The 24591-nt window shown below is 53.2% G+C and carries 14 protein-coding genes; 8 read left to right on the forward strand and 6 right to left on the reverse strand.

The window, feature by feature from the left end:
• Positions 1-348: 348 nt before the first annotated feature.
• From DTL42_RS10850 to rimI, 3 genes are all read left to right on the forward strand, one after another.
• Positions 349-3642 (forward strand): hypothetical protein, encoded by a 3294-nt coding sequence (locus tag DTL42_RS10850; RefSeq protein WP_147274244.1) that lies wholly within the window; start codon positions 349-351, stop codon positions 3640-3642.
• On the forward strand, positions 3639-10112 hold the full coding sequence (locus DTL42_RS10855) for a hypothetical protein (protein WP_114368743.1): 6474 nt from the start codon (positions 3639-3641) through the stop codon (positions 10110-10112). The genes DTL42_RS10850 and DTL42_RS10855 overlap by 4 nt, the downstream gene beginning before the upstream one ends.
• A 329-nt stretch (positions 10113-10441) precedes the next feature.
• Positions 10442-10957, forward strand: a complete 516-nt coding sequence (gene rimI / locus DTL42_RS10860; RefSeq protein ID WP_234824165.1) for a ribosomal protein S18-alanine N-acetyltransferase — start codon at positions 10442-10444, stop codon at positions 10955-10957.
• A 47-nt stretch (positions 10958-11004) separates the two neighbouring features.
• On the opposite strand, the gene DTL42_RS10865 is transcribed toward rimI, so the two are convergent.
• Positions 11005-11487 (reverse strand): YfcE family phosphodiesterase, encoded by a 483-nt coding sequence (locus DTL42_RS10865; RefSeq protein WP_114368744.1) that lies wholly within the window; start codon positions 11485-11487, stop codon positions 11005-11007.
• 72 nt (positions 11488-11559) lie between these two features.
• Between DTL42_RS10865 and DTL42_RS10870 the strand changes: the two genes are divergently transcribed.
• Positions 11560-12339 (forward strand): lysophospholipid acyltransferase family protein, encoded by a 780-nt coding sequence (locus DTL42_RS10870; protein ID WP_114368745.1) that lies wholly within the window; start codon positions 11560-11562, stop codon positions 12337-12339.
• A 91-nt stretch (positions 12340-12430) separates the two neighbouring features.
• Here the strand turns inward: DTL42_RS10870 and DTL42_RS10875 are convergent, their stop codons facing one another.
• A complete protein-coding gene (locus tag DTL42_RS10875) occupies positions 12431-13516 on the reverse strand; it encodes an ATP-grasp domain-containing protein (protein ID WP_114368746.1) in 1086 nt (361 codons plus the stop codon).
• 344 nt (positions 13517-13860) lie between these two features.
• Here DTL42_RS10875 and DTL42_RS10885 point away from each other — a divergent pair, with 344 nt between their 5' ends.
• The 4 genes from DTL42_RS10885 (at position 13861) to DTL42_RS10900 (ending at position 17904) form a co-directional block, all read left to right on the forward strand.
• Positions 13861-15591, forward strand: coding sequence for a VWA domain-containing protein (locus DTL42_RS10885; protein ID WP_114368748.1), 1731 nt, complete (start codon positions 13861-13863; stop codon positions 15589-15591).
• Positions 15592-15937: 346 nt separating this feature from the next.
• Positions 15938-16435 carry a formaldehyde-activating enzyme gene (fae, locus tag DTL42_RS10890; RefSeq protein WP_114368749.1) on the forward strand — a complete coding sequence of 166 codons (498 nt, stop codon included), beginning with the start codon at positions 15938-15940 and terminating at the stop codon, positions 16433-16435.
• A 108-nt stretch (positions 16436-16543) separates the two neighbouring features.
• Positions 16544-17410 (forward strand): NADP-dependent methylenetetrahydromethanopterin/methylenetetrahydrofolate dehydrogenase, encoded by an 867-nt coding sequence (locus DTL42_RS10895; RefSeq protein ID WP_114368750.1) that lies wholly within the window; start codon positions 16544-16546, stop codon positions 17408-17410.
• Between the two features lie 209 nt (positions 17411-17619).
• The gene (locus tag DTL42_RS10900) at positions 17620-17904 is read left to right on the forward strand and encodes a hypothetical protein (protein ID WP_114368751.1); all 285 of its coding nucleotides are present in this window, start codon (positions 17620-17622) and stop codon (positions 17902-17904) included.
• A gap of 18 nt (positions 17905-17922) precedes the next feature.
• On the opposite strand, the gene DTL42_RS10905 is transcribed toward DTL42_RS10900, so the two are convergent.
• From DTL42_RS10905 to DTL42_RS10920, 4 genes are all read right to left on the reverse strand, one after another.
• Positions 17923-19629, reverse strand: coding sequence for a BamA/TamA family outer membrane protein (locus tag DTL42_RS10905; protein WP_114368752.1), 1707 nt, complete (start codon positions 19627-19629; stop codon positions 17923-17925).
• Between the two features lie 61 nt (positions 19630-19690).
• Positions 19691-21325: a BamA/OMP85 family outer membrane protein gene (locus DTL42_RS10910; RefSeq protein WP_114368753.1), complete on the reverse strand. Its 1635-nt coding sequence runs from the start codon at positions 21323-21325 to the stop codon at positions 19691-19693.
• A gap of 210 nt (positions 21326-21535) precedes the next feature.
• Positions 21536-23608: an FAD-dependent oxidoreductase gene (locus tag DTL42_RS10915; protein ID WP_114368754.1), complete on the reverse strand. Its 2073-nt coding sequence runs from the start codon at positions 23606-23608 to the stop codon at positions 21536-21538.
• Positions 23609-23765: 157 nt separating this feature from the next.
• Entirely contained in the window at positions 23766-24473 is a 708-nt protein-coding gene (locus DTL42_RS10920; RefSeq protein WP_114368755.1) for an arginyltransferase, read from the reverse strand.
• Positions 24474-24591: the final 118 nt, after the last annotated feature.

Here is a 24591-nt window from a genome sequence, read left to right on the forward strand (position 1 = left end):
TTAACCAATCGCAGGCAACGAGCTCGACTAAATAAACTGGAATGACAACGCCACGTGGCGAGAATATAGCGTGAAAGAATGTGATTCGGCTCCCTCTGCAAGAAGTCGCTATTCGCAATTTCGGGAGCCGGCCGCTCAACCGCATTACTCGCACTTGGCAATCGCCTTCTCATCTTTGGGCGACTTATCCGACTCCTCGTTCAGCAGAAATTCCCTGACTCCATGAATGTCGCGTGCCGCGAACTCCGTTCCGCACTGCCAAGGCACAGCCTCAGTAGCTGGGTGCGCGTCTTGGGTTTCATTTTGCTTGCCGCTTGCACTGCTTCGCCGATTCAGGCTCAAGGCCCAATGCCTCTTCGTGTCGAGGAACGGGAACTCCCTATTTTCCTCCTCCCCGTCAAAGACGGTGTGATCACCGAAGGCGCTCCGCTCGAACGCGTGCTCGATTTCCCCGCCGAGGCGTTCCGCAAGTGGTTTAACGAAGTCTACATGCCTCGTATCCCCAAAGGATTGCCCAAGTATTCGTTTGAAGGGGTAACTGCGGACATTACCATCGACGGGGACAAAGCCCTGATTCATGCTACCTACGAAATTCTTCCCCGTGCCAGCGGATGGATCCGAATTCCTTTAGGCTTGCGTGACGCCGTTTTTCGCTCTGAAATCGTCACGACACCAGAGATCCAATGTTTTATTGATCCCCCCAGCGAAAACTCGCTGCAGGATGGCTATTTCCTCTGGTGCGAAGTCCCCGCCCAAGCGGATGCTCCCCTCGCTCCTCTGAAACGCAATCCCATCACGATCGAGGCTACTGCGTTGGTTGCGTTGTCGTCTCGTGGAGACGAAATTGCTTTAGACACCAACTTGCCTGCCGACACCAAATGTCTTGTGAAACTCGATATTCCTCGTGCCGGTGCAATATTCTCGCACCATGGCAGCATGGTCGTTAAATCGCTAACCGAGCCCCTTCCGCCTGAACATAGCAGGCAACTGCTGGAATATGCGGGTGGTCCGTTGGGCTTGCACTGGCGTTTTGACGAGCAAGCCATGATCGAACGCTCGGTTCAGTTGCAGGTTAACGGAGTACTGCGAGCTTCTGTGGATGTCGAAACGACCGTCACCACCGAGGCCAGTCTTGTGGTTTCTAGCAAGACGATTGAATTCGATTCGTTCGAAGTTCAAATCGACGACAATGCCGAATATGTTCCTCCAACAATGCAGCCGTCCGGTTACACCATACGTCCGCTGGATAATCAAGGACAACGATTTGGAAACCGCCTATTAGTAGAACTAGCCGAACCGACCAAAGGGCCCGTCACCGTTTCGATTACCACTCGACAAACCGAGCTCGTTCCTGGCGAACGAGGTAAACGCCGTTTTTCGATCGGTCAATTCGATGTGATTGGGAGCGAGTTTCAAGAGGGGGTGCTTAACATCGTGGCGGCCAACAACGTACACGTGATGTGGGACACACCATCTTCGATGCGAGAACAAACGATTCGAAACGGCGAAATCCCCAACATTCGCGCCTCGTATTTGTACGACCATCAACCGGCCACGTTAATCGTTAATACACAGCCTATCCAATCGACTGCCCGGGTTAAATCGGAATATGAACTTCGTGTCGGCGACCTAGACTCGGAGTTGGTCGGACGTCTCACCTATCGCTTACCGCGCACGTATCACGATGACCTTGTGATCGACATGAAAGGCTGGACGATCAACGGTGTCGATACGCAAGGCGATACGCAATGGCAACCGCTAGACGGTGATAGCGATCAACTGGTTTTGCCACTCGCCAACGAAACAGGGGCCGACACGATGTCGGTTGCTCCGTACCGAACGATCACCTTGAATATTAGGGCCCGGCTTGATCATGCGATGCGGAATCCATCGACCATCGAACTGCCGTGGCCCATTCCCCGCGCCGAACCATGGGGAACCGCCACGGTCAAGGTGATCCCAACCGACAATCTCGAAATCCGCTATCAATCCGAGCTGAGCGAAGGCTTTCAGTTGGATCGCAGCCAAAGCCAGGAAAGCGAATTATCAGGCGAACGTGGCACGATTGTGCTCAGGGTATCTCCCTCGCAAGAAAACCTAAAGCTGGGGCTAAGCCTGTCGCCGGTAGTACCACGCTTGATCATTGCCAGTAAAGCTTCGGTGGAACTTCAAGAGGGCAACCCACAATCGCAAGTGAAGCAAGAGTTGCTCTACGAACCGTTCCATTGTGTGCGCGAGAAGGCCATTCTCAATTTGCCAGATGGAATTAACGTTTCCGAGGTCATGAGCGTTCAAATCAACGGGGTGAATATCGCCGGTCAATTGGTTGATCTTTCGAGTGGCAGGACGATGCAATATCCGCTCGGAGACGTCACACCTCCCTATCGAATCGAGCTGAAGTACACCTCACCCATTGAAACGATGAACGCAGACCGGAGCCAGTATCAAATATCCCTGCTAACCCCGAAGCCAGAGGACTTAAAATCCGATCAAATTGAGGTCGACTTCAAACCGCTGGAACTCACCTTTCAAACGCCTCACGAAGTAGACGTCCTCTCCCCGACCGAAGACTGGCAATCTTTTGGTACGGCCCTGCAACCCAACACCGTTCAGATTCCTGGCAACCAGTTCAAGCAAGTCGAGTTCTCCGCTCCCTTTCTTACGCCTGAATCAGACGACCGCGTAATCGTTGACTTTCATTGGCTACAAGTCGCGTTAACTTCCGACGAAAGACGCGATCGAGCCACGTACGCGCTGCGCACCAATGCCACGAAGCTGAACGTCACTATGCCGGAGGGTGTTGATTACATCGAAGTCTATTGGAACGGCATCGAGACAAAGTTTACCAAAGCGGAAAACCAGATCACCTTTAATGTCACCGAGCCCAGCGATACGGGAGAAGACCGACTCGAAATTTGGTACAAGTATCCGGCTGGGACTGGCATCCAAACTTCCATGACGGTCAATTCGCCCCAGATCGCTAACGCCGTGATGGGGAGCGGTCAGCCTGGTCAGGAAACCGGCTATAGCTATTTGCAAGTCGTCTCTCCCGGCAACTGGCTGGTCCTTTCTGCCTCGAAAATGTCTGAGGAAATGGAATGGATCTGGCAACAAGGACGCTATCGCCGCTTGCCTCGCTTGAATCAAAAACAGCTAGAGCAACTCGCGAAGATTCATTCGCAATCTTCCTTCCCGGAAGGGATGGAACGCTCGCTTTACAGCACAATCGGCCCTATCCAAGAAGTTCACGTCACCGCCGCGAAGACCAGCTACTTGGTGATGCTGTTCTCTGGTATCGCATTGGCGGGCTTGCTATTCCTTTTCTATGTCCCTCAATCGCGTCACCTTGTTGTCTTTGGCGCCGCCGCGATCGTGATCACTGGCTTAGCGTATGCCTTTCCTGACTTTGCTGTGCTCATCGGGCAAATGTCGGTGATTGGAATCATGTTGGCGATTCTGGGGATCATGCTGTACCACATGTTCTCGTATCGCGCACCGGTGAAGTCGGCCGTTCGCGCTCGTTCCTCGAGCGATAGCCAAGCGTCCGCGCCAGTTCAGCCGGTATCTAATTCTGCCGGCCATTCGGCCGTTTCCACAACCTCGTTGCCAGCGACGGTTCCGACCAGCGGACAACCGCGATGACCACGCGCCACCTCATGAAGCATGTCACCCACCTGCGGCGGATCGTTCTTTCGATCTTGCTGGTGGCCTGTGCTGCAGCGACCACTTGGGGACAAGCCAAGCCGCAAGAATCGCAAGCTATTGAGTTTCAACGGGTATACGTGCCTGAAAACCGTTCCCAAGAGTGGCCCCGTTCTGGCTTCGAGTTCGCGCCGCAAATGAAACTAGCAGACTTCGAGAAACTCGTCACGGAATATACCCAGCAGCAAGATCACCACGCTCAGCCAATGCCGGCAGAGAAAATCATTTATCACGCAACGCTCGCAGGGAGAACGTTGCAAGGTACGGCTGAATTCATTCTGGCAGATAGTGAAGACCAATCTCGTTTTGTATCGCTCGCCGGCTCAAATCTTTTTTACTACGAGCAAAATGAACGCCTTGAAGCGATGCGTTCGTTTTGGGTCGGCGGAGCAGGAAAGCGGCGAGGCGTCTTTCTCAGAGATGCTCGGTCGCAGTTCAACGTGGATTGGTCTTATTATGTTTCCATGCCAACTGCGGATGAAACGAAAGCCGATCTTCAACTTGCTTTCGCTCCCCAGGTTGACTTTTACCTAACGCTTCCCGCAAGCTACAAAATCATTTTGCACGAAGGGATTCAAGTCGAGCAGCCGGTCGTGGCGGAAGAGACCGATTCGCCAATGACGACCTGGCACTTCTGCCCCCAATGGCAAGGCAAATTATCCTTTTCGCTTACGGCAAGCGATCGGGATTTCAAGCTCAACGAGGCCACCGTTACCCAATCGACACGGTATCGCGTGCAAAACAATGCCTGCGAAGTAAACTCGAAGATTTCGCTGCATTCTCCCCCTCAAGGGCCTTTTGACCTGACAATCCCGAGCGATCTCGTCCTCTCGCGCGTGTCGGTCAACGGCAACGTCATAGAAAACCTAGACCGAGAAACCGCCTCCTCCACGTCCCAACTTCTGCGTCTGCCCCAGTCCCTGTTTACGATGGGCGAGACAGCCAAAGTTGTCATCGAAGGGGTTACTCCACTAACCATCGGAAACTATTCGGAAATCAGTTTACCGCTCGTCTTTGTTGCTTCTCAGCCAACAGAATCTCACGCGGTAGCTGTCGAGCTCGACGATGGGATCAATCTTTCCTATTGCACGCTGAAGAATGCTCAACAAGTAGCGTTCCTGCCACACAACTCATTGGGAAGATCGAATCTACAATTTCGCCTTTTTGACAATAGTGCCAAGATTGATTTGCAACTGTTTCGGCCTGAACAGAAGCTGAAATTCATCCTGGTGCACAAGTCAACTGTCGATGACTTGACCTTCCAATCCGAAAGCATCGTTCAGGTAACCGATGGGGGCGATGCAACTGAGTATATCGAACTCAGTTTGATGCCTGGCTGGCATGCCGAGTCCGTTGTCCAGCAAGGAAGCATGTCGGATGTACGCTGGGAAGAAACCACACGTGATAGCCAACGCATCTTGCGAATCGAGCATACCCCAGAGGCAGGCAGTTTTCGCATTCTACTTCGCCGTGCGCGAGAGAACGATTTCGGCAATTTGAAGCTTGAAGACTTTCGCCCTTTTGCCCTCCCCACCGGCATGGGCAATCAAGAGTGGATTTCGATCAAACCACAAAACGGTTTCGACTTGCAACTCCGCTCGGAAGGACTGGTCGCTCAACAAGCACGGGACGCTGTGCCTGCGGAAATAGACGAGATCTTTGGGCCGCAGTGGAAGACGCCTGCCTTTGCGATTAAAGGGCAATCCGATCTGCAATACTTGCTACGGGTCACTCGTACACGGGCCACGTACAAAGCAGACATCGAAATTCAAACGCATATCCAGGACAACTCTCACCAATCGATGGCAGAGATTCGCCTGGTCGGCACCGGGCTGCTCCCTGAAACCTTGATTGTCTCGTCCACGTTGCGCTGGCCGGCAGACACAAAATGGACCACACCTGAATTGCAGCCGGTTCCCTGGACTGCGGTGACAACCGGGGCAACCGACGATCCATCCCAACGCGACCAGCCGTTTATCTACGAACTGAAGCCTCCTTCGAACAGCAAGCTTCCCCTTGTCATGCAAGGCAAGTTCCCTCTTCAAAAAGGCTCTTTTCAAGCACCGCTGTTACTTGGTGTTAGCTTCGCAGAAACCGGTACACTAACGTTGATTGCTCCACAGACCTGCGAGATTACAGCCGACCCGGTTCTGCTTCGCAAGATCTATCTTACGTCCAGCACGGAACGATCCTCCAACCAGAAAACAGAGTTCGAGTATCGCCCACTTGAGTTGCGCCGTTTGGCGGAGTCGCTTGATGGGTTGGTAAGTTGCCAATGGCATAGCTCGGAAACACTGCCACCAATCTTCGCTTCCAATGCCCGCCATGCCGTTAGCATTGAAAACAACGGCCAGCGAAGAATGAAATCGACTTGGCAGGTCGTGACTCGCCCTGATACGCTGGCCAGCTTCACGCTTCCTGCAGGGGCCTCGCTTAGCTTGGTTCAATGGCAAGGTGTCCCTTGGTCTCATTGGCAGAATCGGGACGGGCAGATCGAAGTCGAGCTTCCCGAGTCCTCGACCGCGGTTGACCTGGAACTCCACTACACAATTGATGACGGCCCCAATCGCTTTGTGCAAACCGTTTCTCCCCAGTTTGCGGTGGCCCAGTTTCCTACCTCGACGCATGAATATCACTATGCATTGGGCAATCGCTTGCAGCTAATGGTGTTTCCGACAATGCGTTGGAGCCATTTTGGCGATCACTTGCGACAATGCTTGTGGACAGGCATCTGGCAAACGAACTTCTTTGTTTCTGAGACCAACGAGAAGAACGGCGACAAGGGGCTTTATCCTTGGTCAGGAAAGACGATTTGGCTCGTTCACCAAGAGACACTCTTGGTGCTAAGCATTGCTACTTTTCTAACGAGCCTACTACTTGGCTGGCGTTTTTTTCCCACAGCCACGAAAACGCTGTCCGCTCTATTGCTTGTACTTGTCGCCATCGCTCCCTGGTTACCGGTCGTCTTCTCTCCGATTTCATCTGCGGCGTTCTTAGGTCTTGCATTGGGAGGCATTGGAGGCTTCTTGCTTCTGCCACCGCCGAGCAGCGAGACCGATTCCCCTGTCGGCTCTACGCTCAGAGGAACACGTTCTACCATCACGACCATTAGCTTGATTCTAGCGGTCACTATGGGGTTAGCCTTCGAGAGTGCTTCGCTGCTACAAGCTCAAGAGACGACCACTGCGGCCAAGCCCACTTCATTTCCCGTCCTAATCCCAATTGACAAAGACCGCCAACCGATCGGCCAGGCTTATCTCCCCCAAGCGTTTTATGAGTTGCTGGTTGGTGCGTCTCGGCAATCGCATGAAGAGCTCCCTCGTACGATTGTTGAAGGAATGCGATACGAAATCGGCATGCTCGACACCACGACGGCCGCCTCCGAGATCACGGTAACCACGCATATCGAGATCTACGCGACAAGCGCCAGCTTGTCTCCTCAAGAAGTCCGTATTCCTTTTGATTCCCAGCTGGGAGACAGCATAGACACCGCTTTGCATAACGACAGCATTTTGATCAATGCTTTCGACGCAGAAACTTCCGAGTTAATTATTCCACTCAGGGAATCAGGTCAGCATTCAATCGAGATTCAAAGCACCCTTTCCCTGGCTTCCCTCAATGATTCTCCCCTATCCCTGCATGTTGAAACCCCTGCCGACATCAGCACAGCAGTAACCATCGCCGACTCGATGCGTATGGGTTCGCCTGTCATCGAGTTTGCTGATCGCCAAATTGCTATCGAACCTTCCAGCATGCGGCAAACCATTCCCCTGGGTCCGGTGTCGAGTTTTGATTTGAAATGGAACTCTCCGGCACTGCAAACCTCGTTTGAGTTTCAAGAGTATGACCTGCTCGAGTTTCTAGAAGATGATGTTCAATTACGGATTCGTCTCAAACTGACCAATCGTCCCCAGCAAATGGGGCCGATTTTGCTAAGCGTCGACTCACGACTAACCCTCAACATGCAGCAATCCTTAGCTTGGACGGCGGAGGTCAAGTCGAGCAACGTGGCCGCTTCGTCACGCATCTATTCGATCAACCTTTTAGAAGGACTAACCCCCAACAACGAGATCGAGCTAAGGTTCACGCTGGAAGAGGCGCAACAGGTTGGTCAACTTCGTTTCCCCAACATACGCATCCTTAATGGCAAGCTCCAACGGCGCTGGGTCGCGGTCTCTGCCACCAAGCAGTTGCAAGTTCAAAGCAACGCCCAGTCGAAGGTCAATGTCTTATCGCAGGACGAGTTTCTGCGTGAATGGGACGAACCGGTGCCTGACTTCCGTTTTGCGGATAGCGTGTCGACCGTTGAACCACTGAATTGGCTGATTTCGACCCGCCCCATTGCCACGCGTGGCAATGCCGACTTGCGCTATCAAGTCGATCTAGATGCCGATGGATACGACTTTAAAATCAAAGCTCAAATCGAGACCTATTCTGGGCAGCCGCATCAATATGTTGTCGAGATGCTTCCCAATTGCCAAGTCGATTCGGTGCAGTATTTGGTAGATGGCCTGCTGCGTCCTATCCAATGGCACTACGATCCAGTCTCTGGCGAACTAGGCGTGCTACTGCTCTCCGATATTACCGGGCTACAAGAGTTATCGATTCAAGGTCGTAAGTGGTTCGAAACCGATCCAAATGAACTTGTTCTCTCGCCTATTCAGATTCGCGAAGTCCACACCGAAAGCTGTCGCATTCAACTTTCACGAGATCACTCCGTTCTGGTGCGTTCTTTGATCGGCGGCAATTTGATTCCGATTCAAGAAGAGTCGATCGACGTCAGTGACTTTAACACCGTCCCCGTTGGCTACTGGCAAGTCAGCGATCCGAATCAATCGGTCAGTTGGCAAATCCTTCCCAATCAAATCAACATTCGCGGCGATATCATTACGATCGTCAATCGTGTGGATGGTGCTTGGAAAATGCAGTGGATTGGCAAGCTTGACATCCGCAGCGGAAGCGTCGGCTACCTACAATGGCTTGTTCCGCCTGATATTACAATCGACCTGAATTCGGTTAAAGACTTCGAGGTTACCACTTGGCCACTTCCCGACCAATCGGCAATTGTCTATCAAATGATCCCTCGGGTCGCTGGCCCACTGAAATTTGATTGGCGTGGCACCCTGGAGCCAACCCCTGGTAAACGAATTTCCTTTTCTCCTCTGCGTCTGGTGGGACAGCCTTACATCAGACAACTGGTCGCTTTACCTCGTCAAGTTGATCAGCAAGAGGTTCTTTGGAATTCGCAAGAACTGAAGGGAACCGCAGTCGCAGGGCTTTGGTTGACCGCGAACGTGCCCCCCACCTACCAATTGCTGCAAGCCACACGGCCAGAATATGACTGCGAGATTATCCAACGTACTTATCCTACCGGACCGCCGGTGGTTAGTTCGCTGGAAACGACGATCCACCTTGATTCTCATGGCGATGTATTTGGGGTACTTCAAGCTACGGTAGTTCCCCAGGGCAACAACCTGATTGAATTCAACTTATCGCCAGAGCTTGAAATCTTGGGAGCATCTCTCGACTACGAGCGTCAATGGCAACTGGAACACGCTTCGCCACAATTAGCAATCTTGCCACTCAAGTCGAACAGTCTGCCACAAGTGGTTGAACTCGCGTTTCGTTCGCATCTAAACTCTGGCGATGCCCAGCAGTTGCAGAACGTTCCGCGCCCGATGTTCGCCTTTCCGACCGAGGCAGAAGAGAAGCTACGAATCTCGCTACCGCCGAACTGGGATGTCGATGCGTTGCCAGAAAGTGATCAACTTTCGTGGCTGCAAGACCTGGTAACTACCGCTTTCGCCATGAAAGACGCGTCGCGCGATACACAAACCGCGATTAGTTCGCAGGAGTTGGAACATTGGAACACCTTGCGTATGGAACAGGCATTCGCTGCTTTAAAGCAGTTTCAAGACCTCCTCAGATCCCAAGGCGAAACCCCAGAGAACACGCATCAAAGGATTACCGAGTTGCTTGGCAGCAACACGGCTGAGGTCGAGGCCTGGCCCGTTTCCGGGAAAACAAGTCAACCAATAGCTGCGAACGCCTTAGCAAAAGCAGGCGAACTACCGAGCGAGTACTTTTCCTATTACTCCCCACAAAGCACGAATCAACCGATTCTGATACGCGAAGAGATCTCTCATCGTGGCTCTCTCTGGCCGATGATTACGAGCAGCCTTGTCGCGCTGCTGGCGATTGTTCTGCTATTCGTTAATCTGCCGATACTTAACGGCATGGGGCGATATGTCCAGAATTGGATGGGGCGCAATCCGCAGATCTGTGGAATCCTGCTTGGCTTATTCTGGTGGCAGTTCTTACCCCCTAATTTCATTGGATTGCTGCTGATTGCCGTTGTGGCTTGGGTCTCTCTTCCCTTGCGAACTGGCGCTCTACTAAGGCGAACTTAACGAAGTCCCTTGCTAGCGTCGGAAATACTTTTAGGGATGTCCGCATTGTCAAAACAAGCGAGGCATCTCGCAGAGCCCTAGAATTCCGTAGGGGAACGGCCCATCGCTTGAAATCACAGGCATGGCCCAGAAAAAGACCAGCGTAAAGCCGCGAGCTTTCGACTTGGCACATATCGGTGATTCTGATAACTTACCGCTTCTTCAGCCCGAGAATATAAAACTAGTCGTGAGAAGCGGTGAACCATCTACGAAGACGTGATGGTCTCGCAGTAACGACGGTCATTGATCTCGAATTATTTCCGCTTTGGCTAATTCGGAAGGAGTCCGGCATGAGTCAAGTCAGTCAACGAACACTGCCTGTTCATATCCGTTGGATGATTCGCCGCGATATGCAAGAGGTTCTCGATATCGAAAGCCTTAGCTTCGAGTATGCTTGGTCGGAAGAAGAATTCGTCAAGTGCTTACGCGAACGCAACTGCATTGGCATGGTTGCAGAGCACGACGATCGCATCGCTGGTTACATGATCTACGAGATCTTAAATACTCGCTTGCACCTGCTAAACTTGGCAGTTGCCCCATCCATGCGTCTGGCAGGCGTGGGTCGCCAAATGATTGGCAAGTTAGTCTCGAAGCTAACCCATCGGCGTCGCCGTCAGATTCTATTGGAAGTACGCGAAACCAACCTGGGCGCCCAGAAGTTTTTCCGTAACCTCGACTTCAAGGCGATCTCACTATTACGAGATTTCTACGAAGACACCACGGAAGACGCCTACCTGATGCAATACAAGCAACAGGAAACGAGTGGATTCACTCCGGTCAATCGCATCGCTCGTCTGGCAAGTTAGCTTTTGCTCAGGCACCAAACTTAGGTAACGCACGTCAATTGCGTGCGTTACACGGCAATAATTTCGTGTTGCATCGTCTTTAAATCAACAATTGCAATGGTGTGCGGTGTAGCTCGGTACAATGCCCCTGGGTTCAAGACGACCGTGGGGCCATCTTGGCGAGCCAACTTCTGATGCGTGTGCCCCGAGCAAACCAACGCGTACTCATGCGACCGAATCATTCGCGTGAGCAAAACGGCGTCATCTCCATGGGTCATACCAATCCGCCGCCCGTCTAATTCGAAGTCGGCCATGGTACCGTAGCAGACCCCGCCTGACGATTCGATCGCTTCACGCAACACCTCTCGAGCCTCATCCGTATTTCCAAAGACGTAATGCGTAGGCCATTTCGAGAAAATATCGACGATCCCAGTGCTCCCAATATCGCCGCAGTGCAAAACTTGTTCTACTGAGAAAGATTCCAAAACGTACGCGGCAGCTTGAGCAAACGTGCTATGCCCGTGCGTATCGCTAACAATTCCAATTTGCACTCTCTAAACCTTAATTCGCCTTAAAGCTTCAGCAGTTCGGAAGATGTCCGTGCTGACCGGCCAGGCCCTCTTATGAACGTATTATTTGTCCTGGGTTGGATCGCCGTTGTCATTCTATTCTTCGCCGTTGTCGTTGGGATACAAATCCGGCGAACAGAATACACCGTAGTCCAATTCATTCTCGATCGTATTGTTTTCATTTTATTGCAGTTCCTCTGGCGAACGAAGACCCCGGCCGCACTTCCCTTAGCCCGAAACAAAGGAGGAGTGATTATCGCTAACCACCGCAGTAGCGCCGATCCCTTCTTTATTCATCGTGCCGCCAAACGGCGAGTCCGCTGGATGGTGGCTCGCGAGTATTGCGAACGCAAGGTGATGGGCTGGTTTCTGGAAGAGTTCGGCGCGATTCCAACGCGTCGTGGCGGTATCGACAATGCCTCGGTTCGCGAAGCCGTCAACATGTTGCAACAAGGGCAATGGGTCGGCGTATTGCCGGAAGGCAGAATCAATATGACGGACGAGTTTATGCTCCCAGTTCGTGCCGGCGCGGCCTTATTAGCCCGTCGAGCAGGCGTCCCCATTGTGCCGGTTTACATTGAGGGGGCACCATTCAACGGCACGCCGATTAGTCCCTTTTTGATGCCTGCCCAAGTCACGATCACTGTGGGCGAACCGATCTCACCAGATGCGTTCGCTTCTGACGAATTGATGATCTTAGCCGCCGTTAAAGAAATTGCGAAGCTCGCTGGGCAGCCAGATTTTCAACCACAATTAGCCGGTAAAAACTGGAAACCAACCGAAGAAGAAGTTGCGTTAGCTGTCGCAAAAGCGAAAGAAAGTAACCGTACTTAATAGTTCTCAGTCCCGAGACACGTTGTTTTGAATAGCTTCCAGGAGCTTGAAAAAAACACCCGCGGCACCAGCTTCCCCTAGTGAGCATTTATTAAGCGAGCAAGCCTCGGACAATCTTTACGCGTTGCTGAATTTGCGCTTCCACGTCGTGCGCAGTTGCCCCATCGGCGTAGATCGAACAGATCGGGTGCCCAACTTCGATTCGGGTGCCTAGGGTCGGTATATCCGCAACGACTGGCTTCGCCAAGCTGGACTCTCGTGAAAGAGCGAATTCTTCCGCCAAACGTCCGCGATGATCATCTGTCCAAACAATCGCCTGCGTGGCATACACAATCCGCACACCACTACATCTACCAGGCACAGGAGAGAAATCACACAACGAGTGTTCGCGACAGGCCATAAGATGCCACGGCATGAGGCTTGTACCTGTTACACGTTCGTAAAGAGGCATCGTCGCTGTCCAGCGCGGGTTGACTTCCAGCATCACCGGACGATCGGCCTGGATGTAGTCGATCCCCCATAAGCCAACCAGGTTGGCGCTTTCATGAATCATGGTAATCAACTCTCGCAACTCTCCCTCGCAGCCTAGTTCCGACCAGGCAACCGAAGTTGCTCCCGCGAAAACAAACTCGCCCGGAGCATCGTACTTGGCCCCAACTTGCAGTTGGCTTACCCCGATCAGCTTCCACTCGTGCGCGTTGGAGAGCACCGCTAACGACATGGGCACGCCTTCTAATTCTTGTTGCCAATAGGAACATCGACTTGGCTCTTGCTCTTGGACGTGACGCTGTATCTGCAGCCCTCCGGCAGAGCGAAATGGTTTACTCAGCCAGCGATCGCGCGACGAATGGTCGAGCACGCTAGCCGACTTGGGAAAAAGAAAACCATTCTCGGCGGCGAGGCGAGCTAGATGGAAGGGATCGCGAACGTAGCGAAGCGTATCAGGCGAGTTCCCTAACAACGGGCGGACTGCCGCCATCCGGCCAATCAAACGTGGGTAATTTTCCAAGCCACCGGTATAGCACCATGCATTTACGGGTGAAGCACGCAGCCAGGAAATCGCGGACCAAGGGTACTTCAGCAATCGCGTGGTTGGAGCGAGTTGGCACGTATCGAAGTCCGCGAACAAATCGCCCGTTTCGACGGAACCTCCGCTCCGGCAAAGAGATGCAGCCATTGCTCGGCACGACGCACCAACTATTCCAATTTTTTCCACGAAACGAATCCTCTTAACCTAGACACTTTCCGCGCAAAAGAGAGGATTTTCCCCGCCTCCAGGAAACAAGTGACCTACGTTTTTAATTAGCAAGGACACTCATCATCTCTCTTCTCGGAGAGGTTTCCCGCACGAAACCGGAAAACAACCATGTTGCCCAAACGCAACATTCTTCGGTGACGCGCAAACTCCCTAATCTCGTATTGGAACCTTTTTGAATTTCTGCGTCGCCGACAGCTGAAATCTGGCTTACTTTCAACTCGCCGCGACCAGCATCCACTACTTCCCCATCCAGGAGAGAGACCATGTCTCGCCGAACCAATTCCACCGACGATGAAACGCCCTGCGTAAGTATCGGACAGAAACGTGGGATCATTGTTGTTCTGGCAGCCGCCATGATGATTGTCATGATGGCAATGCTCGCTTTTAGTATCGACGTCGGCTACATGTACACCATGCAATCGCAATTACAGCGAAGCGTTGATGCGGCTACGTTGGCAGGCGCAGGTTCATTAATCAATGGGCAAGATGCCTCGGATGAGGCGATTCACGAATATCTTGTCCGGAACCCAGTCGGCACGCAGTGGAAAGAATACGATAACAAGCCAATTGCCGATAGTGTCAGCCACTTTCTGACCAACTATTCGCAGGGCTTAGAGGTTTCGTACGGTGACTGGGATGAAGCAAGCCAACAGGTCATCCCCAGCAATCGCCCGCCATCGACGGTCAAAGTGCAAATGCGCTATGACAACATGCCGTTCTTCTTCGGCCACTTGTTGGGGCGAGATACGTTTACCATTTCTGCCGAAAGTGCTGCCGCCTATCAGCCTCGCGATATCATGGTTGTGCTCGACCTTTCTGGTTCGATGAACGACGACAGCGAGTTCAGCGCTTTCGGGAAGCTCGGTGCTGATTCGGTAACCGCGAATCAATTGCAGATCTACCAGGATCTTGGTTCCCCGGTATACGGCAACATGGAGTTCACACCCCAATGGGCCGTAGCCAAAGGTGCCGCACCGCAGACGTCGGAGCAAGCCCAAGTGAGTGCCGAATACCAATACAGCACCGTCGTTGTCAATTCCGACAAATCATTCAATCGCGTTCGTGTTCGCCGCTCGGACGGGAACATTGTTAACTACTACCCCAGTGGCAACTCCGGAACGTTTACTCCTGGGGGCCAGGTTCGCGAAGTCTGGGCCTATAGCGGAAAGAACGGTGACGGTTCGACGCAAGTTCATTACTTCAACTTCACCTCCCGAGACACCTTTGCCGCCGCACTTGGCTTGGACAACGTCAGCTATCCCTACAGCGGCAACTGGAACGCCTATCTTGACTACTGCATGTCTAGCAGCAATCAGAATAAGAATGCAGGATTTCGCTACAAGTTTGGCTACCAAAACTTGGTCGTTTTCTGGCTAGAGCAACGCTCACTGAACAGCCAAATGCCAGATATGTGGAAGGGAAGCGCTCAACCGATTACCGCTGTGAAGAATTCCGTGGAGTTGTTTGTCCACTTCATCGAAGAATCGCAATCGGACGATCAGATGGGGCTGGCGACCTACGATGGTCCCAATGGAGAAGCCGTGCTTGAGTCGACCTTGACCAACAACTACAGCTTCATCAACACCCAAGCCAACCGTCGCCAAGCAGGCCACTACCATAGCTACACCAACATCTCGGCCGGGATGAAAGAAGCCCGGGAAGAGCTTGATGCTCGTGCACGCCCAGGTGCTTTTAAAATGATTGTGCTGCTGACAGATGGTGTCGCCAACTGGAACAACGGTGGCTACAACGTCTCTGCCGCACGCGATGCCGTGATTCACGAAGCTCATCTTTCCGCTGACCGGGGCTACGTGATTGTGACAATTAGCCTCGGAGCCGGGGCAGACAAAGACTTGATGCAACAAGTGGCCGATATCACCACCGGCTCTCACTTCAATATCCCAGGCGGGCAAACCGTGAAAGAGTACGCGGAAGATCTAACGGAAGTCTTCCAGAAGATCGCCGCGCATCGCCCGTTGCGTTTGGTTCAGTAACCTATCGTCCTCTTCCCGCCAGAGGCCATCGTACAAATGCTGCCCGTGCGATGGCCTCTTCTTTTTTCTTGGCCGCTGATCCTCGGCCTCGCTGGCTCGAAAGAATGATAGCTAGCCACGCTTTGCCCGCCATACCCCACTACTTGCAATTCGGGCACAGTCTGTTATCGTTTTCGCTTGGAGGTTGGTGAATTCTTCTGGTCGGTCCCGGCTTCTGGGGCTTTCTCCTGGCTTACCGCCTCGCTACATTGAAAAGTCATAAACGGCCTATCGCGTTACGCTTCGCCTGAAAGACAATCGTTAGGCCACACCCCGAAACTTCCAGTTCACGCACGGAGAATCCCGGATGTCGATGTATATCGGAGAAGCCCTCGCTGGGGATGGCAACGAAGTCGCACACATCGATCTTATGATCGGTTCCAAGGATGGCCCGGTCGGCCATGCTTTTGCCTCGGCTTTGGCGAACCAAACTGCCGGTCACTCCAACTTGTTGGCCGTGCTGGAACCCAACTTGGCTGTGAAGCCTTCGACGGTGACCATCACCAAGGTTACCATTAAAAACTCGAAGCAAGCCGTCCAAATGTTCGGTCCAGCCCAAGCCGCCGTTGCCAAAGCGGTTGCCGACGCTGTCGAACAAGGCGTGATCCCCAAGGATCAATGCGAAGATCTGGTCATTGTTTGTGGTGTCTTCATTCACTGGGAAGCCCAAGACGACAAGAAGATCTACGATTACAACTACGAAGCCACGCTCCAATCGATCAAGAACGCCATGGGCAGCAAGCCATCTGCCGATGAAGTACTTGCCGGCAAAGAAAAGGCCGCGCACCCATTCCGCGGATTCTAAAGCGGGCCTCCTGCTTTCCGCTACGGTTTAATCGAATCCCGCGTGGTCTCACTTTGACCTCGCGGGATTTTTTATGTCTTCCCCTTTCAACCCAGGCAGAAGTTTCCCATGCAGAACCTTCTTCTTCAGCTCGATACCGACACCCAGCCAAGCACCTTCGATTCGGTGGTGGCCATCGATTCCGGCGCCGACACGATGTTTCGCCATGGGGGTGTCACGCCAGAGCAAGTCGCAGGGCTGGTCCATGGCCTGATTTTTACACGAGCTCCGAGCAAACTAAAACATTCTGCAATCTACATCGGTGGCTCGAATGTCGACGCCGCAGAAGGGCTCCTCCGTGCGGTGCAGAAGAGCTTTTTCGGGGCGATGCGGGTTTCGGTCATGATGGATGCCAATGGGGCAAACACCACGGCTGCGGCAGCCGTTATTTGTGGTAGTCGACACCTCCCGTTATCCGGGGCCCAAGCTCTTGTTTTAGGTGGCACTGGGCCCGTTGGACAACGCGCAGCACGCCTACTTATTCGGGCAGGGGCGAAAGTTCGCTTAGCTTCTCGGTCGCAGGAAAAAGCCCACCAGGCCTGTCAGCAAATCGGGGCTGATCTCCAGTTGGAAAGCCCAGAGCCGATCGTGATAAACGATGCCTCTTCCACAAAAGCCGCTCTCGCTGGCGTTCAGCTTTTAATTGCCGCTGGTGCCGCTGGTGTCACGCTTGTGCCACAAGCAACTCGGCAAAACGCCTCGGACCTGAAGGTCGCGATCGACCTCAACGCGGTCCCTCCGGTCGGGCTGGAAGGAATTGAATCGTTCGACAAAGCGGCTGAGAAGGATAATCAAGTTTGCTATGGGGCGATCGGTGTCGGAGGCACCAAGATGGCCATCCATCGAGCAGCCATCAGACGCCTGTTTGAAAGCAATGACCTAGTTCTTAACGCAGAAGAAATCTATGAACTGGGCCTCCAGCTTGAAGATCATTGAGACCTGGGCACGTAAACCAGTCGGTGCTGATGAGTTCCGAGGTTTGCCGTTTGTCGCTCCCACTCACCTAGCCGTGTGTTCCTTAATCAAGGCCAAACACTCTTTCGCAGTTTAAACAACCGTCAAAGCTTAACCGGTATCGGTTGCAGAATCTGGACAACGCGCGAAGTTGCTTAGGTGCTATCACCTTCGGTCAGCCGATATTAGAAATGTCGAACGACGTTTATGTTTTCCTGCGAGGTGATCTTCCCATGCGCAACTGGCTGCTCGCAATCATCGTCCTGCTTAGCCTGGCTTTTTCCGCGCCTGTTGAAGCTGCCGGACCAGAGCAGTATTGGATTATCGCTCCGGTGAATCCAACGAATGCGGTAATACAGCCGCGTCCCAAAACCCCTTACGCCTACGGCTGGTTCGGGGTAACGCAAACGCATTGCACAGGCACCTGGAACCATGGCTACTACAAGCCATCGTTCATTGATTGGACGTTCCGCTAACTCAACACCACAACCGGCTTAGCGAGCGGCACCCACGAAGAAGCTGAAGACCTGGGTCTCGTCCGTGTCGGCATGATTAACTGGGAAGGCAAAGTCGAGTGCGATCGGAGCCTGCCCCAAAGCCGGAACCGAAATTCGCAAGCCGAAACCAGGCGACACGTCAAAGTCATCCCACACAATCTTGGTCGACTCTTCCACGGTACCGACGTCGGTAAAGATCACACCTTTGATCATATCGTCGGCGGTAATGGGGAACATGTATTCTACCGACCCCAATACTCGGAATGGACCACCGGTATACACGTCGTTGACGATAGGACCGGTACGGCGGAAACGAAAACCACGCAAAGTCGAGAAACCACCAGCAAAGAAGTTCTCGAAGATCGGTGTGTCGCTGCCCGAGAACCCTGCTTTGGCCGAAAAGCCCAGCGTGTGTCTACCGGAACCATCCGGTCGTTCACCCAAGAGAAAGTATTGCCGGAAGTCGACTTCGGCCCGCGAGTAGTTGTACTGACCGAAGGCTTGTTCCAAGTTGATTTGAAACATGTGCCCTTCGGTCGGTGCGAAAGCCACGTCACGGGTATCGTGAACGATGCTCCAACTTCCGGTGTAAACATCGTTGCTGCCAAGTACGCTATCTAACTGCGGTACACCAGGCACGCGTGGATCGTAAACGTCGACGTCTTCCATCCGTAAGCTAACCGAAGTCGAAAGGTCTGGCGTCAAACGATACCCTAAACCAACCCGGCCACCCACGCGTTGTTCGTCCCAGTCGCGGTAGATTCGATTGAACAGGTAAGCACTAAGATTCAAACTAACTCGAGTGTTGAACAAATAGGGATCACTGAAGCTCACCATGTAACGCTGAACCTGGCTACCTGGCATCGCTTCAATTCGGAACCCCTGCCCTGCTCCACGCCAAGCCCGCCCGTTCCAAATATCATCTGGGCTCGTTGGGAATCGCGTCCAGTCGAAATTACGTTCATCGATCACCACCGAACCGTTCACACCAGCATCGGAGTTCACCCCCACACCAAACTGAAATCGCCCAGTCTGAGCTTCCTCGCCCCGAATCGTCAGGTCCGCCATACGGGCGGGATCCATGTACGGATTCGGAGCGATAATCGCATCTGGTCCTAACGGCGGATCAAAAATCGGAGCCCCGCCCATGGGACGCCCTGTGTTGTCCATTCCAGGCGGAGGCATGTAACCTGGCGGATAATTGGGAACCGGAGGTGCGGCAAAATTATTCAGAATCGGGCGATCATAACCACGTCCAGCTTGGGGATAGTTTTGATATTGAACCTCGGATTGAGGAGCGTAGCCTGCTTGTGGCTGGGCGTAGTGTTGTGCTGGTTGGGGATTGTACTGTGCTGGCTGCTGTACCGCTTGCGTCGGCTGAGCATACTGCACTTGCTGCACCGGCTGTTGTGGATACGGATTGCTAGGAGGAATCGGTGCCCCAGAAGCAGGCATCCCACTACGATATTGATTCGGATTACCAGGCGACGTGGCTTGTGCCTGACGATAGTATCCCTGCTGGCCTTGCGTGCCGTTGGAATACGCTTGGTTGGCAGGCGCTTGATTGTTCCACTGTGTTTGCGCGACCTGGTTGGCCGTTCCGCTCCAGTTGCTCTGAGCGGCGGCGGTCTTCCATCCTGCGCTAACCATGGCGGCGAAACCAAGGGCGATGGTAATCTTCAGCAGTTGTCCGCTTCTGTCCACCTAATGTGTCCTCTTTCGTCGATACGGCTCGGGGGGGGTAAATCGAGCTGCGTCAGGCTTCTTAGTTGCTAGGCATGGATGAATAACGTGACGTCGGCCACGCAACTGGCTGCGGAGCAACCGGCTGGTGATAAACGGGTTGCGAATAGCGACTCGGTCGAGTCTCAGGCGGAGCCTGATAATTCGATGGCGATGTTTGGTATTGCCCAGCAGGTTGTTGCTGAGGGGTGTGATGCTGCGGTTGCTGATATTGAACCGGCTGATACTGTGGCTGTTGCATCTGAGCAGGGGGATAAAACCTGGGATCGTGGTTCTGCGAAGGACTTTGACCGCGATAGGTTCCATCCGAATTTCGAGAAGCCAATGCTTCTACTTCGCTCAACTCTGGCGGAGCGACCGTGATCGTAGGTGTCACGCCACGATGTGGTTCGTTGACGAATAACTGCGATGCTTTGATACGTCGTTCGTCATCGCGGATCTTGGTAATGTCGATGATATCGCCCGGCTGCAGCGACAACCGATTCAAGATCACCGCTTGCTTGGTGTGCGGCAGATCGCCAGCGATTTCAATGTTGATGTTGCCAACCCGGTACTGATCCCCTTCACGGATGTCGTAAACCAGATCTAGCGTGCCCGGCTCTTCCAGGAAGCGTGGTTCGGCTTGGATATCAGCGTGGATATAACCTTGCGAACCATATAAGTCGGAGATCGCCGATCGATCGGCGGTCATCTTCTTTTGGTCGAAGTACTCTCCTGGGTTCATCTTCAGCAGACTAGCCAATTGCTCTTTCGTGAAACGTGTTTGGCCGATGAACGAGATGTTGCGAACTTCGTAACGCGGGCCTTCATCGATCACAAAGGTCACGTCAGCCCACTTCCCGTTCGCGCTGTACTCTAAAATTCGATTCACTTGAGCTTTGAAGAAACCAAGCGAGCGATAGTACGACGTCAATGCATCGATATCTTGCTCGAGCTTGGACTTATCCAATTCACCTTGAAACACATAGAACCAGCCTGGCTTGGTGCTGATTTGTGTCTTCAAGCGAGAAGACGAAGCGATCGTATTTCCGACGAAGGTTGTGCTTCCCACACGGGCGAGTGGGCCTTCATGAATCATGAACACCACCCCCTTGTCTTCCGGCTTTAGACCTTCCATCACGTTGACAGTTGCTTTGCCGTGACCGCGTGTGTGGTAGTAGTCTTCCAACTTGAGCCGGGCTTCCTCAATCACATACTTGTTGAGTGTCCCGTCCAACTTCATTTCTGATTTCTTCAGCAGCGTTTTATCGCGAACCGACTCGTTGCCGAGGAACTCGATGTAAGCGATACGAGGACGTTCGAGAAGCTGAAAGGTGACGTAGATCCCTTCCGCTGAATCGTCGGTCAGAATCTGAACATCACGAAACAATCCCGATGCAGCCAAACGCCGCACGTCCGATTGAATCACTTCGGCGTCAAATTCGCGGCCGACACGGGTCTTGATCATCCCACGAACACGCGTTTCGTCGGTTTGCGCGTTCCCTTGCAGACGAATTCCTGTCACCAGGGGACGTGTCGGTGCCGACCTGGGAACGGAGGTTGGATCGTTCAACGGAGGCACGATGTCTTGTGCCAACGCCGGTGTAACGACGTAGCCGAGGCATAACAATGCGGTTGAAACGAAGGCTTTCCGTAGCCTGTGGCAAGTCCACTGCATTCGCTGGTATCCCTATATCAACAAGCTGGCTGGCTTCCATGCCCACCATAGGCCCCCTCGGCGCGTAGCCTTGGGACGCGATGTGGAGAAATACTGAAACGCCCTACTCTTGGCAAGACGAATATCGCTTTAGAGTTACGATGCCTTGGGATACGCAGCGAAAAAGTTATTGGTTCAGGTAATTCGTAACGCTAGCGAGGCATCTGTCAGCTATGGTGCGACTGGTATCAACTGCAAAGCATCTAGAATGACAAAACCGTCAGTACCTTCGTTCCCGATGTCGATCACGGTGTCGCCATCCGCCGAAAGTGCAACCTGTCCGATTTCGCGAAACATCTTTCCGGTTGGCAAGGGCTGGGTCTGGTCGATGTGCCAGAGAACTTCCTTACCGCCACTATGAATGCGAACCGGCACATTCTTTGCCCGGGTTGGGTGAGGCGAATAAGCCATCAGAACTAGATAGCGTCCCGACTTGGGGACGCTTAGCTTAAAAGTGGCACGCGAAAGCCCATCCCCTTTGGCCTCGTCGTGAACATATCCCTTTTCGATGTTTGGCTTGAAGTTGGTAGAATGCGACCAAGCCCCCTCAAGCTGGGCATCGGTGTCGTCCAGTACGATGCCCGCGAGAGACTTCTTGGGAATACTCCCCTCGTTAGATGGTTCTGGCAATTCAGGCAGCTTTGGTAATTCGAGCACCTGCCCTTGCGCAAGCAATCGTTTCTTAAGACGTTCGTACGGCAAGTCCTGCACCGTCACCCCATCTTCGGCAGCTACCGCAGCGGCAATGCCAGCACTCTGTCCTAGAATCATCCAAGTCGGCTCGACACGGATCGAAGAGATACCAACGTGTGTGCAGGAGAGCGCGACCGGGACCAGCAAGTTATCGCATTGATTGGCTTGCGGCAGAATTGCTCGATATGGAATATGGTAGGCATAGCCATGCCGCCGCCCAGGCATGCGCACAGGAAATATCGTTCCCTCATCTGCTACTGTCCCATCTTCAAACGCAACGCGTTGGCAATCGTGCGAATCGATTGGAAACGACGAAACCACAATGGGGTCTTCCTTGGTGGGATTCTTTAAGATGTCGTCTTCGCTGACGACATACATCCCTTGCATCCGGCGACCTTCACGGACATACAATTGCGGTGGCCAGTGATCGGTATCGGGAAACTCGTCCCGGCAAAGCCCTAGGGCTGCGTACTTCTTCCGCACCTCCTCAGGCACCGCCTGATCGGTTGTCAGGAAATGATAGAACTCGAGCGTATACTGCCGATGTGCCTCAAAAATCTCGGCACGTCGCTGCGCATCTCCTTCGCTCCAACCATTGCAAGCTCCAACGAGCCCTAACGAAAACTGCCCACCAATCGAGTTATTACCATCAAGCTTGTTGCCTGGCAAAGGATATAAATCGATCCCAAAGCTGGTTCCGCCCGATTTGGCATAACGCCGCACCACTTCAAACCGCGCAGGGTCATAGTGCTCAGGCTTCGGGAACGGAATGCGATTGGCAGGGTCGCTGGTGAGGCACAAGCGGAAGCTATAAACCATCACCCGATCGTCCCCTTCGCTTTCGTTGCCTAGTTCGGAAGTGGTGACCAACGGCAAGAGATTTCCTTGAGCGTCGAAGCCAGAGAGCTTCATTCGCCCTTTGGGGTAACGTTTGCCCGCCAACGATTCCCCGAACGCCGCTTTTCCTTCTCGACCTATCGTCCACTGCACACCGGCTGCAGCCATCAAGTCCCCTTCGTAGGTCGCATCGACAAACGTCTTCGCCGCGTAGCTTCCGCCGGTGGTCTCGATTTCAACAATGGTGGCGTCCTCTTTCCGCACCGATTTCAGTTCGCGCTGAGTGAGAACGTCGACGCCTGCTTCTTTGAGCATCGCCTTAGTAACCCGCATCGCAACGTGAGGCTCGTAGGTCCATTTCGAGTTATCTTTCACGCTAACATCGTAGGGCAACTTCACCCCGCGCGAGCGATAATCGTCCTCGATCCGGCGATGCCATTCATCAAACAAACCCATCACGGTCGAGCGAACCGTTTGGTTCGAGTCGCTGAAACTAAGCCCACCGGTGTTCACGCCGCCCACGTGGGAAGTTGGTTCCAACAGAATTACCGACGCCCCTTCACGAGCCGCAGCAATCGCCGCACAAACCCCGCCAGGAGTCGCCCCATAGACCACGACATCCACCGATTTAGTCTCGGCAAACAGCTGCCCTTGGCTCAGTCCAGCTAAAACTAAAGACAAAACAGCAGTAAAGAGCAAGCGAACAGAAAGCATGAGGAGGGGCACCGGCAGAGAGTTGGGGAAGGTATGGGATCTGTCATTTTAGCCTGACAGAGCAGCCAACTCCAAATCGTTAACCAATAAAGCATTGACTGCATTCGCGCGCACTCTAGGCACAAATGCCAGGAAGCAACGAACGCTTGATGCCCCTTTAGTCAAAACGAACCCACTCGCCATCAATCCTCCGCTCGTGCGGTAGGTAGCTCGCCTTGTAGCGCATGTGCTCGTTGCCAGCGACATAGAAACCGAGATAGAGATACTTCAGACCCCACTCGCGGCAGGTTTCAATTTGTTTTAGGACCGAGAAGTTACCGATTCCTAAATCACTACGCTGAGAATCGAAATAGCAATAGACCGCCGACATCGTTTCTTGCCCGATATCGGCTATCGCCACACCAACCAATTCTTCGCCACAGTAATAGCGGAACTCGCGACTGTCGCAGCAGGTAATTCCTAGGAACTCTTTGAGCGACCGCAGATCGATCTCCGTGCCAGGCTCTCCGAGCCCTCGTCCCATTTTATGGCGGTTGTACAATTCGAGTCGTTGGCTATCGACCATGGGCTCGCCAATGACGACCCGCAATTGTTCCTCCCCCTTTTTGAGAACGCGGCGATGCCGCCGCCGTGGTTGGAACTCGTCGACCGGGATCCGAATGGCTTCGCAAGCGTTACAGCCTGGGCAGTCGGTGTGGTAGATGAAAATGCCAGAACGGCGAACACCTTCGGACAGCGCTTGATCGAACGAGGCCGGATCGGAACGAAAATCGGTCAGATAAAACGGCAGCACTGCCAAACGATCAGGCAGATAGGGGCATGCCTCTTCCACATCGATGAATTTCGAACCGTACTGTTGGTGCATCCGGGCACTTTATTGATGGCGTTTCGCAATCGTAGCCGGAACCAGCGTTCGCCCGACTGAGGAACCCATTATAGCCCCCTTTCAGCTGGACATTCAAACTAACTGCAAGATAGAAAAG

The organism is Bremerella cremea (genome assembly GCF_003335505.1).
Lineage (GTDB): Bacteria > Planctomycetota > Planctomycetia > Pirellulales > Pirellulaceae > Bremerella > Bremerella cremea_A.

Coding starts and splice junctions, on each gene's coding strand:
- DTL42_RS10850 (WP_147274244.1), top strand. CDS start 349: ATGCCTCTTCGTGTCGAGGAACGGGAACTCCCTATTTTCCTCCTCCCC.
- DTL42_RS10855 (WP_114368743.1), top strand. CDS start 3,639: ATGACCACGCGCCACCTCATGAAGCATGTCACCCACCTGCGGCGGATC.
- rimI (WP_234824165.1), top strand. CDS start 10,442: ATGAGTCAAGTCAGTCAACGAACACTGCCTGTTCATATCCGTTGGATG.
- DTL42_RS10870 (WP_114368745.1), top strand. CDS start 11,560: ATGAACGTATTATTTGTCCTGGGTTGGATCGCCGTTGTCATTCTATTC.
- DTL42_RS10875 (WP_114368746.1), bottom strand. CDS start 13,516: ATGGCTGCATCTCTTTGCCGGAGCGGAGGTTCCGTCGAAACGGGCGAT.
- DTL42_RS10885 (WP_114368748.1), top strand. CDS start 13,861: ATGTCTCGCCGAACCAATTCCACCGACGATGAAACGCCCTGCGTAAGT.
- fae (WP_114368749.1), top strand. CDS start 15,938: ATGTCGATGTATATCGGAGAAGCCCTCGCTGGGGATGGCAACGAAGTC.
- DTL42_RS10895 (WP_114368750.1), top strand. CDS start 16,544: ATGCAGAACCTTCTTCTTCAGCTCGATACCGACACCCAGCCAAGCACC.
- DTL42_RS10900 (WP_114368751.1), top strand. CDS start 17,620: ATGTCGAACGACGTTTATGTTTTCCTGCGAGGTGATCTTCCCATGCGC.
- DTL42_RS10910 (WP_114368753.1), bottom strand. CDS start 21,325: ATGCAGTGGACTTGCCACAGGCTACGGAAAGCCTTCGTTTCAACCGCA.
- DTL42_RS10915 (WP_114368754.1), bottom strand. CDS start 23,608: ATGCTTTCTGTTCGCTTGCTCTTTACTGCTGTTTTGTCTTTAGTTTTA.
- DTL42_RS10920 (WP_114368755.1), bottom strand. CDS start 24,473: ATGCACCAACAGTACGGTTCGAAATTCATCGATGTGGAAGAGGCATGC.